Here is a 14,238-nt window from a genome sequence, read left to right on the forward strand (position 1 = left end):
AGGGAGCAGGCTATGTTATGGATATCGCGACTATTTGCTCGTCATTCCGCGACGCTTGTCTTTCCCATCGCGTTGATTCTCTATGATTTTTCCGCCTATCTGACCACCGACCTTATCCAGCCGGGGATCATCCACGTGGTGCGTGATTTCAACGCCGACGTGGCGCTGGCGCCGGCTTCGGTCAGCGTGTATATGGCCGGCGGCATGGCCCTGCAGTGGTTGCTGGGACCGCTCTCAGACCGTATCGGCCGTCGACCGGTGCTGCTCGCCGGGGCGCTGATCTTCACTCTTGCCTGCCTCGCGACGATGTTGACCACCTCCATGACGCAGTTCCTCGTCGCGCGCTTCGTTCAGGGCACCAGCATCTGTTTTATCGCCACGGTCGGCTACGTCACCGTGCAGGAGGCCTTTGACGAGAAAAGATCGATTAAGCTGATGGCGGTGATCACCTCGATCGTGCTGATAGCGCCGATCGTCGGCCCGCTTTCCGGCGCGGCGCTGATGCACTTCGTCCACTGGAAAGTCCTGTTCGGCATTATCGCCGCGATGGGATTTATCGCCTGGCTGGGGCTGCTGCTGAACATGCCGGAAACGGTGCGTCGCGGCGACGTGCCCTTCAGCGCCGGTAGCGTGGTTCGTGACTTCCGCGACGTCTTCCGCAATCGGATCTTTTTATCCGGCGCCGCCACGCTCTCCTTGAGCTATATCCCGCTGATGAGCTGGGTCGCCGTCTCGCCGGTTATTTTAATGGATGACGGCGGGCTCAGCAGCGGCGAATTCGCCTGGGTGCAGGTGCCGGTCTTTAGCGCGGTGATTATCGCCAACCTGTCGGTAGCGCGCTGGGTGCGGGACCCCACGCGCCCGCGCTTTGTGCTGAGCGCGGTCCCCATCCAGGCCATCGGACTGGCGCTGCTGATTTTCGGCAACCTGGCATGGCCGCACGTCTGGCTCTGGTCGGTGCTGGGGACCTGCTTCTACTCTTTCGGCATCGGGCTGATTTTCCCGACGCTGTTCCGCTTTACCCTGTTTTCCAACGATCTGCCGAAGGGCACCGTCTCCGCGTCGCTGAATATCGTGATCCTCAGCGTCAGCGCACTTTCCATTGAGGGGGCACGCTGGCTATGGTTTCACGGCGGCAGATTGCCGTTCCACATGCTGGCGGTGGTCGCCGGGATCGCGGCCTCCTGCTGCCTGGTCGGGTTATTGCACAACCTGCGCCAACGTTCGGAAGCGGCCATCGAAGCCCGGCAATCCTGATGACCCCGGCACATAACCACACGGAGAAAGAGCAAAGATGAGCGATATTGAACTCAGCCTGCCGCAGCGCGACCTGTTATGCGAAAAGCTAAGAAAATACTGCGAAACCCATTTCGACCTCGAACTGGAGCAGTTCGACGCCGAGTTTTTTGTCGACTTTATCGCCAAAGAGCTGGGGCCGCTGTTTTACAACGCCGGTATCGAGGAGGCCATCCGGACCCATCTCGCCTGGAGCGAGCGGATTCAGGAGGAGATGGATCTGAAAAAGGTCTATTAGCCCGGTCAACGCCTGCGGAGATCAATAAACATACGATTAACAGGGTTATAATACAGGTTCTTTCATCATCTCCCGTGTACGGGGAAGGAAAACCATGTCCCTTATCACCGATCTACCCGCTATTTTCGATCAGTTCTCCGAAGCCCGCCAGCAGGGCTGGCATCCCGACCGTTTTTGACCTTAACCGGCTATGACCGCCAACTGGTGGATTTCGCCGATAAGCAGGTGACGGAGATTGCCTGCCACGGGCCTGGCTCCCGCAGCCCGCACGGTGATTGATATCGGCGGCCAGGACAGTAAGGTTATCCAGCTTGATGAGCACGGCAATCTCAGCGACTTCCTGATGAACGATAAATGCGCGGCGGGTACCGGGCGCTTTCTCGAGGTGATTTCGCGCACGCTCGGCGCCAGCGTCGAGCGGATGGATACCCTCACCGAGGGCGTTGCGCCGCACGCCATCACCAGCATGTGCACGGTCTTCGCCGAGTCCGAGGCGATCAGCCTGCGATCGGCGGGGGTACCGCCAGAGGCCATTCTGGCCAGGGTGATTAACGCCATGGCCCGGCGCAGCGCTCACTTCATCGGTCGACTGCCGGCACAGGGGCCGCTGCTGTTTACCGGCGGCGTCAGCCGCTGCGCGACGTTCGCCGCGATGCTGGAGCGCCACCTCGGCATGACGGTGCACAGACACCCGGAAGCCCAGTTTGCCGGAGCCATCGGCGCGGCACTGATCGGCCAACGCCAGAGGCGACAAGGATGACGGTATATCTGTTTTTATTTCATTCGACGGCAGGGATGGTACGGATGCGCAAAGCCCCGCAGGCGGCGGGATTATCCTTTCAGGTCAAGGATATCCCACGCCAGCTGCGCGGCGGTTGCGGGCTGTGCATTTATCTGCGCTGTCTGCCGGGAGAAGAGCAGCAGTGGGTTATCCCCGGCCAAACGGAAGCCATATTTCACGTTGCCGGGGATGATTACCAGCTGCTGGCTAACTTTCCGCAGCAGGCGTAAGGGCTGTCCCTGCCAGGGCGTCAATTATCGCCCGGCGGCGCTTCGCTTGCGCGGGCCTACAGTCGATCGTGGATTGCCCTGCCCCGGTCTGTTTGTAGGCCGAGCCGCTCCCCGCATAAAGCGCGCACAGCGGCAATTTTGTAGGCCGGGTAAGGCGCCAGCCGCCACCCGGCGTAAAGCAGGCACAGCGGCAGTTTTGTAGGCCGGGTAAGGCGCCAGCCACCACCCGGCGTAAAGCAGGCACAGCGGCAATTTTGTAGGCCGGGTCAGGCACCAGCCGCCACCCGGCATAACGCAAGCACAGCGGCAATTTTGTAGGCCGGGTAAGGCGCCAGCCGCCACCCGGCGTAAAGCGAGCACAGTGGCCATTGCGATCCCCCGTCAATCACCCGATCGCCAGCAGCGCGCGTTGGCAGCCTGAGGTTATTCCGTGATGACAAACCGCGTCGGCGCAAAGCAGTTCAGAATCCGGTGCACGAGGAAAACCAGCGTCAGCGTGACGATAAGCGAGGTGGTTACCGAGGTAATGCGATAGAGGTCGCTGAAGATCAGATCCTGGTCCGGATGCAGGTTCTGGCCGAACATAATCCCGATGGTGGTGATGCTGGCGAAACCGACCCCGGCGCCAACCTTTTCCATAACATGCAGGCGGGCGCTAAAGGCCAGCCCCAGGCCAATCAGCGGCATCATCAATATCATATGATTGCTGAAATCATAGATAAGCAATTGTACCACCAGAATATACAGGCAGGACAACACCACGCCCACAACGCGCCACAGCGAGCTTATTACCGCGCCGCGATAGTGCATCGGGAACAGGATCAGGATCCCCGCCATCAGCGCCGAAAGAGAATCGCTGAGATCGCAGATCTGGAAGACCACGAAAATCAGGGTGGCGACGGTGCCGGAGAGCAGCGATTCATGGCGCACCCGGGCGGCGTCTTTCTCGATTCGCGGCGGCGGCTTACGCGGTTCGACATCCGGAATCAGGTAATTCATTAATGCGCTGAGCGCCACCGCCATCACGCAGGCTTCCATATTAGAGAACAGCAGCGTGTGCCAGTTGCTGGCGGGATAGCTCATAAAGTTGAGCATCGTGCTCTGACAGACCACCCCCATCGACCCCAGCAGAAACAGCGGTCCCTGGCTCATAAAGCGAAAACGCATCACATAGAGGCCAAAAACCACCAGCGTCATCACAATCGGCCATTGCGATAAATATCCGACGATCAGCACCATTTCGACGCAGTTTACCGCTGCACTGAACATAAACTGCCTGGCGACGTGACGATTAAAGACCGGCACCAGCGACAGCAGCATCAGCGGATAGACGACAAAGAAGACGCCGTACTGCACGTCGTAGAAGGTCGAGATACTCAGCGCTATCATCCCGGCGAAGGCGATCCGCAGCGTCTGACGAAAGTCATTCGCCGTGTAAACGATATTACCGTGCGGGGTGAAAACGCGAGCCAGCGTATTAATAGACATAGTGCAGCAGGCTCACCAGATGGATCTGCAGACCGGCGAAGGTGCGGGCGAACGGACCGTCGCTGTTATAGAGCTGAACCGTAGCGCGGGCGCCGGTCGGCAACGGTTTGTCCAGCGGTTCATCGAGGGCGACGTGGATCCGCATGCGTTGGGCATCGCGCACCCAGCGGGTAGACTGCTCCGGCTGCGACAGCTGGCCGTTGACCTCTTCCTGGCCGGCTAAAATCCCGGCATCGCTGCTGGTGACGTGCGCCGGAAAGACTTTGCCCGGTAGCGCATCGAAAACCACCGCAGCATCGGTATTCACCCCGGTGTGGCGCAGACTCTTCTCACGAAAATCAGCGACGATATCGGTATGGTTGCTGACCAGCGCCAGCAGCGGCGTGGCGGCGGTGGCATACAGGCCGGGGTTGAGCTGCAGGTTGCTCACCATCCCGTCCGTTTCGGCGTAGACTTTGCTCCAGCCAAGGTTGAGCTGCGCCTCTTCCAGCGCGTTACGGTATTTTTGCAGCGTCACGTTACGGCTGTCGTCGCGCTCCCCGCGTTGAATGAGCAGATTCTGAATGCTGGCATTCAGCGCGCTTACCGCCTGTTCGCTGGTCTGCCAGGTGGTGCGTACCTTATCGAGATCCGCTTGCGAAACGTTTTGCATGGTGCTCAGGCGCTGGTAGCGATCGAGGGTGACCTTATCGTTGCGGGCGGTGTACTGCGCGGTGCGGAGGTTGGCGCGCGCGGCGGCGATCTGCGCATCGAGTTGCTGGTTGCTCAGCTTCGCCTGGGCAAGCGCAATCTGTGCCGCCTGGACTTTATTGATAAACGGCGTCGGATCCAGCTCATAGAGCAGGTCTCCCTTCTTCACCTGGCTATTGTTGTGCACATAAACCTGCGACACATAGCCGGAGACCCGCGGTGCAACGGGCGTCACCACCCGCATGACGGTCGAGTCCGGCGTCAGCGGGATCCAGATATCGGCAACGATAAACCAGGCGAATATCGCCAGGAAAGCGGCAATACTCACCCTTACCCAGCGGGCAAATTTTTGTTCAGGGGTCATCATAGTTTAGATCTTGTTATCTTCTTCGCGGATTGTCCGCAAATTGCAGGCGATGTGATTTAAGGTGGCGCTGAAGGTGGCGAGATCGTCCGCAGGAATGGTCCGGGTGACCCGGGATTGATAGGTCTCAATCACACGGTTCAGATCTTCCAGTATCGACCGGCCTTCCGCCGTCAGCGTCAGCAGGCGTATGCGTTTGTCATAGGGCGATGTTGAACGCAGCAGATAGCCCTGACTTTCGAGCTGCGTGAGGGTGCGCATCAGCGGCGGCAGTTCAATACCCTGCACTTCCGCCAGTTCGCTGACCGAGACGTTATCCCCCAGTTGATGCAGCTGCATCAGCACCGTCCAGCTTGACTGGGTCAGGCCGGTATCGGTGATAGCAGAGTCGATGGTCGCGCGCCACTGGCGTACCACCATCGCCATCCGCATTCCCATCGGGCGGCGGGCGAACAGTTCGTCTTCGGTCATGTTTCTTTCCTCAGTTAGCTGAGAAGAAAATAATACTTATCAGGATAAGTATCAAGAAACGGTGGACGCAGAAGCATTAATTGATAAATATTGTGAATGTAATAACCCTGGCGGACATTTCCCCGGTCGCGCTACCGCTTGCCGGGGCTATGGCCTCGTGGGTTTTGTCACCCGGACAGGTGCGTAGCACCGCCTCCGGGAAAACCCCGCTCGCACTGTCGCTTACCGGAGCCACACACCGTGGGTTTTGTCGCCCGGACAGGTGCGTAGCACCGTCTCCGGGAAAACCCCGCTCGCACTGTCGCTTACCGGGGCCACACACCGTGGGTTTTGTCACCCGGACAGCTGCGTAGCACCGCCTCCAGGAAAACCCCGCTCGCGCTGTCGCTTACCGGAGCCACGACACCGTGGGTTTTGTCGCCCGGACAGCTGCGTAGCACCGTCTCCGGGAAAACCCCGCCCGCGCTGTCGCTTACCGGAGCCACACACCGTGGGTTTTGTCACCCGGACAGGTGCGTAGCACCGCCTCCGGGAAAACCCCGCCCGCGCTGCCGATTACCGGGGCTACGGACAAGCGCAGGGTGAAAGACCGGACTTTTTAATTGAGCTGATCGCGCCGCAGGCCGACATCTTTCAGCTGTTCATCGCTCATTCGCTGCAAAATCCGTCGCGTTTGCTGCCGAAGCCACCATTTTCTTATCATTCTGCCCAGTAATATGAAGCCGATAAACGGCTGTCTTGCCCGGTTCTCATGAAATTCCATACTCCACCTCCTCACCTTGCCAGAGTCTTTATCTTCGCGGATCGGAGGCCAGACAATACAGATGCACAAAACTCTTTTCTTTAACATACAGATTGGCTAAAACGGTATCTGCGTGGCTTTTTTTTCATTCATCTGTACTGGTTTATCTATCTGTATGGCGGCAATAAGGGATACAGCATGACGCGTTACCAACATCTGGCCAGCCTGCTGGCAGAACGTATTGAGCAAGGGCTGTATCGCGACGGCGAAAAACTGCCGTCGGTACGCAGCCTGAGTCAGGAGCACGGTGTCAGCATCAGCACCGTCCAGCAGGCCTATCAAATGCTGGAACAGCAGCGGCTAATCACCCCGCAGCCGCGTTCCGGCTATTTTGTCGCCCCGCGTAAAGCGCAGCCGCCGGTGCCGCCGATGTCGCGCCCGGTTCAGCGCCCGGTGGAGATCACCCAGTGGGATCAGGTGCTGACCATGCTCGACGCCCGCAATGACAAAAGCATTATTCCCTTCGGCGGCGGCTCGCCGGACGTCACTCAACCCAGCCTGAAGCCGCTGTGGCGTGAGCTGAGTCGGGTTATCCAGCACAATATCAACGAAGTGCTGAACTACGACGAACTGGCCGGGCGCCGAGAGCTGCGCGAACAAATCGCCCGCCTGATGCTCGACGGCGGTTCCGTGGTCACCGTCGATGATTTAGTGATCACCAGCGGCTGCCATAGCGCCCTGTCGCTGGCCCTGCTGTCGGTGTGCCAGCCTGGCGACATCGTCGCCGTGGAGTCCCCGACCTATTACGGCACCATGCAGCTGCTGCGCGGTTTGGGGCTGAAGGCCATTGAGATCCCGACCGATCCGGATAGCGGGATCAGCCTGGAAGCGCTGGAGCTGGCATTAGATCAGTGGCCGATCAAAGGCGTTATCCTGGTGCCGAACTGCAATAATCCGCAGGGTTTTATCATGCCGGACGCCCGCAAACGCGCGATACTCACCCTCGCCCAACGTCACGATATCGTTATTTTTGAAGATGATATCTACGGCGAGCTGGCCACCGACTACCCGCGTCCGCGCACCATCCATTCATGGGATATCGACGGACGGGTAATGTTGTGTAGTTCTTTTACTAAAACTATCGCGCCGGGCCTGCGCATCGGCTGGATCGCGCCCGGCCGCTATTACGACCGGCTATTGCAGATGAAATACGCCGCCAGCGGCACCAACGTTCCCTCGACGCAACTGGCGGCATCCATTTTTATTCGCGAAGGCCACTACCACCGACACGTGCGGCGGATGCGGCAGATCTACCAGCGCAATATGGAAATCTATACCTGCTGGCTGCGGGAGTATTTTCCGTGTGGGATCTGCGTCACCCGGCCAAAAGGCGGCTATATGCTGTGGGTTGAGCTACCGGAGCATGTCGATATGGTCTGCGTCGCGAAGCAACTGTGCCGCATGAAAATCCAGGTCGCGCCGGGTTCGCTGTTCTCGGCGTCCGGGAAATATCGCAATTGCGTCAGGATCAACTGCGCCCTGCCGCCGATCGAGAAGCACCGGGAGGTGATGGTGAAGCTGGGCGAGGCGGTGAAGGTGGCGATGGAGTGAGTTTTTCGCCGTGGCAAACTGGCTTGTCCCCCGGTGGCGCTTTGCTTACCGGGGCTACGGTTCGCAACCGTCTGCGGGATGGTGAGCGGGCCAGGCGCGGCAAGCGCCGCCTCAGAGAAGGCATAGACCAGCCTATAGACTTATTTCTTATTCTGCTCGCGCAGCATGGCTTCCCGCAGAATCGCGTTCAGCCGGGTTTGATAACCTTTTCCCGGGCGTTTAAGCCACGCCATAACATCAGCATCGATGCGCACAGAGGCCTGCGTTTTTAGCGGCCGATAAAATTTACCGCGAACCGCCTCTGACCACTGCTCATCGTCCGAAGAGGGGATGTCGCTGTAATCAATGTCATCATCTGATTTTTTCGCCAGCGCTTTGAGTTCGTCTTCACGCTGGGCGGTAAGCGCGGCCGGGTTATCGCGTTTATGTTTAACCATGTTCATAACGACTCCTCTCTTTCTTATCTGCCTTCCGGGCGCTGATAATACGAATGACCTCCGTTCCACTTTCAAAACGAACCGAATGCGCAACAAGAATAACGATAATTCCGTGTACAAGGCCGAGGGTTTGCCATCGATATTCACCATTTTGATAGCGATCTTGTCGGGAAAGATGCTGCGGATCGTCAAAGACTAGTACCGCCTCTTCAAACCGAATCCCATGTTTTCTCAGATTGCTTGCTGCCTTGTTTGCATCCCATTCAAACTCCATTGGCATAGCATTCATCCTGATTGTATATACAAAAAAGTATAGACAATTGTCTGAAGATTATACTAACCGCGTTGGAAAAAACCTCACATTTTCAGAGTAGAGTTTGTAAAGATTTCCCCCGGTGGCGCTACGCTTACCGGGGCTACAGGTTCGCAGCCGATGGAGCCAGTAGCCCGGATAAGGCACGCCAGGCACCCCCGGTGGCGCTACGCTTACTGGGGCTACGGGTTTGCAGCCGATGGAGCCAGTAGCCCGGATAAGGCGCGCCAGGCGCCGCCTCCGGGGAGAAACCGCAGGGCGATTCAGGCTATTTCCCCCGGTGGCGCTTTGCTGACCGGGGCTACGGGTTTCCGGCCGCCTGTGGATCCTCGTCATAAAACACCATCCCTTTATACGGCTGCTCGCGGCAGGCGGCCAGTCGCCGGGCGAGGCTACCGACATGCAGCTCCAGCTTGTGACCGTCGGGGTCGAGGAAGTAATACGATGCCCCTTCGCTGCGGTTCACCTTCCACACCGCCACCCCGGCCGTTTCCAGCCGCGCGCTGAACCCGGCGAAATCGGCTTCGGCAATGCTAAAGGCGTAGTGGGTGTAGTCGCTCTCTTCCGGCGGAGTGACGCGCCGCTGCGGGTCGAGTGACAGGCACAGCCACAGGTCGCCGCAGGAGAGATAGGCGCCGCTATCCCAGCGCGCGTGCAGCCTCATCCCCAGCAGCTGCTGATAAAACGCCACGCTCGGCGCCAGGCTGCTGACCGCCAGGGTCAGGTGATTCAATCCGCTTAACATGACTTTTCCTCTAATGACATCTCGATTTGCTGACGCAGCCATTGATGGGCCGGGTCACGATGCCAGCGCTCGTGCCACAGCATCAACATATCAAACCCGGCCACCGCCAGCGGCGGCTCGACGACCATCAGGCCGCTGACCCCACGCACCAGCCGCTCCGGTAGCACCGCCACCAGATCGCTATTGCGCAGCGTCTCCAGCATAAACAGGAAATGTGGCACCGAAAGGACAACCCGCCGCGAAAGCCCAAGGTTGGCCAGCGCAGTATCGGTTGCGGCGCTGAAACCGCCGCCGTCCGGGGAGACCATAACCTGATCCAGCTGGCAAAACTGCGCCAGACTCAACGACGCCTGCAGCGCCGGATGCCCCGCCCGGCCCGCCAACACGTAGCGCTCGCTGAACAGCAGCCGCTGATGCAGCTCCGGCGGAGCGCCGTCGCGGGTATGAAAGAACAGATCGACCTCGTCCCTCTCCGCCTGCTGCACCAGGCGGGAAGGCTGGAGATCGAAGACCGCCAGGCGGCTGCCCGGGGAGGCCCGACGCAGCGTGTGCAGCGCCGGGAGCAGGATCGCCGAGGCCATATAGTCCGTCGCCGCTATGCGCCAGGTCTGCGCCGCCGTCAGCGGGTCGAAACTGTCGGCGGGGGCGACCGCCAGCTCCAGCGCCTGCAGGGCATCGCGCAGCGGTCCGCGCAGTTCATCGGCGCGGGCAGTAGGCAGCATCCCGCGCGGTCCGGGCAACAGCAGTGGGTCAGCAAAAATGTCCCGCAGGCGCGCCAGCTGGATGCTGACCGATGGCTGCGACAAGTTAAGCCGCTGCGCCGCCCGCGTGACGTTGTGCTCGCTCAACAGCACATTGAGAGTGCGCAGCAGATTGAGATCCAGACGCTGTAAATTAATCACGGCTATACCTGAGATTTAAGTAATTAATTTCTACTATAGCTTCAGCTTACTTACTCTGCAGCTCTCAATAGCTCAGAGGTGATTGCCATGAAAGTACTGCTGATTTACGCCCATCCGGAACCACGCTCGTTGAACGGTGCGCTAAAAGATTTTGCCGTCCGGCATCTGCAAAACGCCGGCCATGAAGTGCAGGTTTCCGATCTCTACGCCATGCGCTGGAAAGCCGGTTTTGATGCCGACGACAGCAGCGCCCCGCCGGTCGGCGAGTTCTGGCGTTCGACGCTCGATTCAAAACAGGCCTTTGAACAAGGTACTCAAAGCGCGGATATCGTTGCGGAACAAGAGAAGCTCCTGTGGGCGGATACGGTAATTTTCCAGTTTCCGCTGTGGTGGTTCTCCATGCCCGCCATTATGAAAGGCTGGATCGACCGGGTTTATGCCTATGGTTTCGCCTACGGCGTCGGCGAGCACAGCGACCGCCACTGGGGCGACCGCTACGGCGAAGGCACCCTGGCGGGTAAACGGGCGATGCTGGTTGTCACCACCGGCGGCTGGGAGGAGCACTACGCCCCGCGCGGCATTAACGGGCCGATTAACGATATCCTGTTTCCGATCCAGCACGGAATGCTGTTTTATCCCGGCTTTGAGGTGCTGCCGCCGCTGGTGTTCTACCGCACGGAGAAAACGGACGAGCAGCGCTTTGCGCAGCAGTGCCGCGAACTGACGCAGCGGCTGGATACGCTGGCGGAAACGTCCCCCATCCCGTTCCGCCGACAAAACCACGGCGACTATCTGATCCCGTCCCTGACGCTGCGCCCGGAGCTGGCGGTCGGGGAAAGCGGGCTGGCCATCCATCGCCGGGTGGATTAAGCGCAGCAAGGCGATGCCCGGCCACCCGGCGTCGCCATTCAAAAATGCTGATTTAGTCCCTGACACGCTTATTTATCCCGAAACGGCTATTTGTTGTAGTCAGACGCCCGCAACTTGGTTTCCCGTCTCTTTCTCATCGGCCAGGATGGTGTATGTTCTCAAGCATCACCTTTAAGCAATCCGGTAACGAGATGAGACGTATTGAGGTAGTACTGCGTGAACTGGAGCGGCTGACGAAGACCATCAGCCGGGACGATCTGGCCCTTGGCACCAGCGCTTTCACCGCAGAGCAAATCGGTTTTAACCTCGGCCTGGCGCGCAACTCTGTCAGCAAGGATTTAAACCAGCTGTGGAGCGACGGGCTGGTTATCAAAACCCGCGGACGCCCGGTATTCTTTCTGCATCTGCAGGCGACGCAAACCCTGCTCGAACGGCCGCTAGCAGAGTCGGAGCGTGAGATCGGCGCCATTAGCGATTTGCTGCCTGACAGGAATCTACCGTCGATTAGCGATCCGTTCGCGCTGTTGATCGGCCACGATCGCAGCCTGCGGGATGCGGTGGAAAAAGGTAAAGCGGCGGTGCTCTATCCGCATGGGCTACACGTTTTGCTGACCGGCCCTTCGGGCGTCGGAAAGACTTTTTTCGCCGAACTGATGCACCGCTATGCCTGCGAGCATAGCGGTGATAGCCCTCCGCCTCTCGTCTACTTTAACTGCGCCGAGTATGCCAACAACCCGGAGCTACTCTCTTCCCATCTCTTTGGTCATCGACAGGGGGCGTTTACCGGTGCAACGGAGAGCAAGACGGGGCTGATTGAACAGGCCGACGGCGGCTATCTGCTACTCGACGAAGTCCATCGCCTGCCCTATGAAGGCCAGGAAAAGCTCTTCTCGCTGCTGGATAAAGGCGAGTATCGCCCGCTGGGCGCCAGCGGCCCGGCGCGAAGCATCACCGTACGCCTTATCTGCGCCACCACCGAGCCGGTGAGCTCGTCGCTGCTGCGGACTTTTCAACGCCGCATTCAGGTCACCATCGATCTTCCCGGCATCCGCCAGCGTTCGCTGGAGGAGCAGATCGAACTGATTATCGGCTTCCTGCAGCGGGAGAGCCGCAAGATTGAGCGCTCGGTAAGCATCGATAAAACGCTGCTGCTGTGGCTGCTGAATAAGCCGCTGGAAGGCAATATCGGCCAGCTAAAAAGCGATATCCAGTTTTTATGCGCCCAGGCCTGGGCGTCAGGGATGGCGGCGCAGCACGATGTTCTACTGCTGGATGGCAAGCTGGCGGACGGTTCCACTAACCCCACCCAGGAGCAGCGGATACTGGTCGACGCGCTGTTCAATGGTAAAACCCTGCTCAGTATTGACGCCCGCACGCTGCCCCAGCTTAAAAGCCCGGCGGGCGGCGATGGCGGCATCGAAGAGAGCGATCTGTTTTATAGCTTCCTGACCCGCGAATACGTCAATCTACGCAACAGTAACGTTCCGCCTGCAGAGACGCTGGCCATTCTCAAAAACAAGCTCAGCTCCATTTTCGAATATGGCCTCTACAGCCGCGACAGCGGTACGCGATCACCGCGCTATGGCGACCAGATTGAAGAGCGCGTCGCCCTGCTGATTAGCTATGTCGAGCAGATCCTGGGCTTTTCCCTGCCGGAAAATCTGGTCAATCCGCTGCGCAAGCACCTGCTGGCGCTGATCGGCTACGTCCAGCGGGGGCTGATCCCGCAGCTCTACTCCTCCAGTTTAATTCTCGATCGCTGTAAAGATGAATATGAGAACGCCACCCAGCTATGCAGGAAAATCAACGATCTGCTGAATATTCAGTGCCCGGCGACGGAGGTGGTCTGGCTGTGCCTGTTCCTCAAAGAGTGCCGCCATTACCGCCAGCGGATCGGCGTCAGCCCCGACTGCGGCGTGATACTGATCGCCCACGGCGCCACCACCGCCACCAGCATGGCGCAGTACGTCAATCGGGTGCTGGAACGCGAGCTGTTCAACGCCATCGATATGCCGTTCGAACAGTCGGTACACGACACCCTGGATGCATTAATCCGGCTTATGCAGGCGCAGCGCTGGCAGCGGCTGATCCTGATCGTCGATATCGGCTCGCTGGTGCATTTCGGCAGCACCATCAGCAAGCTATTCCAGATAGACGTCCTGCTGATGCCGGACATCACCCTGACCAGCCTGCTGGAGATTGGCCTCGATCTGAGCTACGAGACCAGCGAGCTGCCGCGGCTGGCGGCGCTTATGCAGGAAAAAGGCATCCCCAGCCAGCTGTGCACCCCGCAGCAGGAAAACGTCGGCAAGGTGCTGGTCATCTCCTGCATTACCGGCATGGGCACGGCGGAGAAAATCAAAACGGTGCTGGAGGAGAGCTTCGGCGAGCTAATGTCGCAGGATACCCGCATGGTGATCCTCGACTATAACGAAGTGCGCAGCCCGGAGCGCGTGCAGCAGGCCATTAACGCCCACGAGCGGCTGGCGGGGATTGTCGGGACCTTCCAGCCCGGGCTGCCGGATATTCCGTTTATCTCGCTGGAGGAGCTGTTTTCCGAGCAGGGCCCGGAGCTGGTGTTAAGCCTGCTGACTCCCGATCTCTCCAGCGCCGAGAGGCGGCTGGAGATGGAGCGCAGCGCGTCCCGATTTATCAGCGCCCTGACCATGGAGAGCATCATCAACCATATTTCGGTGCTCAACCCGCAGCGCATCCTCAAAGAGATGGAGGGCGTCCTCAGCCAGCTGCGCGCGACCCTGGCGATCGCCCCCAGCCGCCAGGTGACACTACGCTTTCTGATCCACTGCTGCTGTATGGTCGAGCGTATCGTGATTAACCGCAAACCGTTACAGATGGCGCTGGAAATGAAGCCCGATATGGATACTCACGCGTTTAGTGTCATTAAATCCGCCTTTCACCCGGTGGAGGAGGCCTACGCCATCCGCTTATCGGATGCGGAATATATTTATATCTACGAATTATTGTATAGCTGATCCCTTTACTGGCGCGGCCCATCGGCCCGCCAGTCCCCTCCTCCCCCGCAGATGACACTAATGCTGG

14 protein-coding genes and 2 pseudogenes are annotated in these 14,238 nt (G+C 59.1%); 8 read left to right on the forward strand and 8 right to left on the reverse strand.

Annotated features, from left to right (window positions below; all coding sequences use genetic code 11):
- The first annotated feature begins 12 nt into the window (after positions 1-12).
- From mdtM to Electrica_RS21885, 5 genes and pseudogenes are all read left to right on the forward strand, one after another.
- Complete coding sequence (gene mdtM, locus Electrica_RS21870) at positions 13-1,257, forward strand: multidrug efflux MFS transporter MdtM (RefSeq protein ID WP_141965374.1); 1,245 nt, start codon at positions 13-15, stop codon at positions 1,255-1,257.
- 37 nt (positions 1,258-1,294) lie between these two features.
- On the forward strand, positions 1,295-1,534 hold the full coding sequence (locus Electrica_RS21875) for a DUF2164 domain-containing protein (protein WP_141965375.1): 240 nt from the start codon (positions 1,295-1,297) through the stop codon (positions 1,532-1,534).
- 94 nt (positions 1,535-1,628) lie between these two features.
- Positions 1,629-1,694, forward strand: a pseudogene (locus tag Electrica_RS29005) (hypothetical protein); the annotation flags it as partial.
- Positions 1,685-2,294: pseudogene (locus tag Electrica_RS21880) on the forward strand (acyl-CoA dehydratase activase); the annotation flags it as partial. The pseudogenes Electrica_RS29005 and Electrica_RS21880, both read left to right, overlap by 10 nt.
- Complete coding sequence (locus Electrica_RS21885; protein WP_141965376.1) at positions 2,291-2,545, forward strand: DUF3343 domain-containing protein; 255 nt, start codon at positions 2,291-2,293, stop codon at positions 2,543-2,545. The pseudogene Electrica_RS21880 and the gene Electrica_RS21885, both read left to right, overlap by 4 nt.
- Positions 2,546-2,968: 423 nt before the next feature.
- On the opposite strand, the gene Electrica_RS21890 is transcribed toward Electrica_RS21885, so the two are convergent.
- The 4 genes from Electrica_RS21890 to Electrica_RS21905 all read right to left on the reverse strand — a co-directional run bounded on the left by Electrica_RS21890 (position 2,969) and on the right by Electrica_RS21905 (position 6,321).
- Entirely contained in the window at positions 2,969-4,033 is a 1,065-nt protein-coding gene (locus tag Electrica_RS21890; protein ID WP_141965377.1) for a DUF2955 domain-containing protein, read from the reverse strand.
- Positions 4,023-5,090 carry an HlyD family secretion protein gene (locus Electrica_RS21895; protein ID WP_141965378.1) on the reverse strand — a complete coding sequence of 356 codons (1,068 nt, stop codon included), beginning with the start codon at positions 5,088-5,090 and terminating at the stop codon, positions 4,023-4,025. Before Electrica_RS21895 ends, Electrica_RS21890 begins: the two co-directional genes overlap by 11 nt.
- 3 nt (positions 5,091-5,093) lie before the next feature.
- Complete coding sequence (locus Electrica_RS21900; protein WP_141965379.1) at positions 5,094-5,558, reverse strand: MarR family transcriptional regulator; 465 nt, start codon at positions 5,556-5,558, stop codon at positions 5,094-5,096.
- A gap of 598 nt (positions 5,559-6,156) precedes the next feature.
- A complete protein-coding gene (locus Electrica_RS21905; protein WP_100684675.1) occupies positions 6,157-6,321 on the reverse strand; it encodes a DUF1127 domain-containing protein in 165 nt (54 codons plus the stop codon).
- A 177-nt stretch (positions 6,322-6,498) separates the two neighbouring features.
- Here Electrica_RS21905 and Electrica_RS21910 point away from each other — a divergent pair, with 177 nt between their 5' ends.
- Positions 6,499-7,911: an aminotransferase-like domain-containing protein gene (locus tag Electrica_RS21910; protein WP_100684676.1), complete on the forward strand. Its 1,413-nt coding sequence runs from the start codon at positions 6,499-6,501 to the stop codon at positions 7,909-7,911.
- Positions 7,912-8,051: 140 nt separating this feature from the next.
- Here Electrica_RS21910 and Electrica_RS21915 read toward each other — a convergent pair whose 3' ends face one another.
- From Electrica_RS21915 to Electrica_RS21930, 4 genes are all read right to left on the reverse strand, one after another.
- Entirely contained in the window at positions 8,052-8,354 is a 303-nt protein-coding gene (locus Electrica_RS21915) for a BrnA antitoxin family protein (RefSeq protein ID WP_141965380.1), read from the reverse strand.
- Entirely contained in the window at positions 8,341-8,628 is a 288-nt protein-coding gene (locus Electrica_RS21920) for a BrnT family toxin (protein ID WP_131049471.1), read from the reverse strand. The genes Electrica_RS21915 and Electrica_RS21920 overlap by 14 nt, the downstream gene beginning before the upstream one ends.
- Before the next feature lie 334 nt (positions 8,629-8,962).
- The gene (locus tag Electrica_RS21925; protein WP_141965381.1) at positions 8,963-9,406 is read right to left on the reverse strand and encodes a FosA family fosfomycin resistance glutathione transferase; all 444 of its coding nucleotides are present in this window, start codon (positions 9,404-9,406) and stop codon (positions 8,963-8,965) included.
- The gene (locus Electrica_RS21930) at positions 9,400-10,308 is read right to left on the reverse strand and encodes a LysR family transcriptional regulator (protein WP_141965382.1); all 909 of its coding nucleotides are present in this window, start codon (positions 10,306-10,308) and stop codon (positions 9,400-9,402) included. Before Electrica_RS21930 ends, Electrica_RS21925 begins: the two co-directional genes overlap by 7 nt.
- A gap of 87 nt (positions 10,309-10,395) precedes the next feature.
- Here Electrica_RS21930 and Electrica_RS21935 point away from each other — a divergent pair, with 87 nt between their 5' ends.
- Complete coding sequence (locus Electrica_RS21935; protein WP_141965383.1) at positions 10,396-11,178, forward strand: NAD(P)H-dependent oxidoreductase; 783 nt, start codon at positions 10,396-10,398, stop codon at positions 11,176-11,178.
- 191 nt (positions 11,179-11,369) lie between these two features.
- Complete coding sequence (gene dagR / locus Electrica_RS21940; RefSeq protein ID WP_167686286.1) at positions 11,370-14,171, forward strand: transcriptional regulator DagR; 2,802 nt, start codon at positions 11,370-11,372, stop codon at positions 14,169-14,171.
- The last annotated feature ends 67 nt before the right edge of the window (positions 14,172-14,238 follow it).

Origin of the sequence: Klebsiella electrica (assembly GCF_006711645.1) — a bacterium.
In the GTDB taxonomy this organism is placed as follows: domain Bacteria; phylum Pseudomonadota; class Gammaproteobacteria; order Enterobacterales; family Enterobacteriaceae; genus Klebsiella; species Klebsiella electrica.

Bases quoted from the DNA above. Each gene is read 5' to 3' on its own strand.
- mdtM (WP_141965374.1), top strand. From the start codon at position 13: ATGTTATGGATATCGCGACTATTTGCTCGTCATTCCGCGACGCTTGTC.
- Electrica_RS21875 (WP_141965375.1), top strand. From the start codon at position 1,295: ATGAGCGATATTGAACTCAGCCTGCCGCAGCGCGACCTGTTATGCGAA.
- Electrica_RS21885 (WP_141965376.1), top strand. From the start codon at position 2,291: ATGACGGTATATCTGTTTTTATTTCATTCGACGGCAGGGATGGTACGG.
- Electrica_RS21890 (WP_141965377.1), bottom strand. From the start codon at position 4,033: ATGTCTATTAATACGCTGGCTCGCGTTTTCACCCCGCACGGTAATATC.
- Electrica_RS21895 (WP_141965378.1), bottom strand. From the start codon at position 5,090: ATGATGACCCCTGAACAAAAATTTGCCCGCTGGGTAAGGGTGAGTATT.
- Electrica_RS21900 (WP_141965379.1), bottom strand. From the start codon at position 5,558: ATGACCGAAGACGAACTGTTCGCCCGCCGCCCGATGGGAATGCGGATG.
- Electrica_RS21905 (WP_100684675.1), bottom strand. From the start codon at position 6,321: ATGGAATTTCATGAGAACCGGGCAAGACAGCCGTTTATCGGCTTCATA.
- Electrica_RS21910 (WP_100684676.1), top strand. From the start codon at position 6,499: ATGACGCGTTACCAACATCTGGCCAGCCTGCTGGCAGAACGTATTGAG.
- Electrica_RS21915 (WP_141965380.1), bottom strand. From the start codon at position 8,354: ATGAACATGGTTAAACATAAACGCGATAACCCGGCCGCGCTTACCGCC.
- Electrica_RS21920 (WP_131049471.1), bottom strand. From the start codon at position 8,628: ATGCCAATGGAGTTTGAATGGGATGCAAACAAGGCAGCAAGCAATCTG.
- Electrica_RS21925 (WP_141965381.1), bottom strand. From the start codon at position 9,406: ATGTTAAGCGGATTGAATCACCTGACCCTGGCGGTCAGCAGCCTGGCG.
- Electrica_RS21935 (WP_141965383.1), top strand. From the start codon at position 10,396: ATGAAAGTACTGCTGATTTACGCCCATCCGGAACCACGCTCGTTGAAC.
- dagR (WP_167686286.1), top strand. From the start codon at position 11,370: ATGAGACGTATTGAGGTAGTACTGCGTGAACTGGAGCGGCTGACGAAG.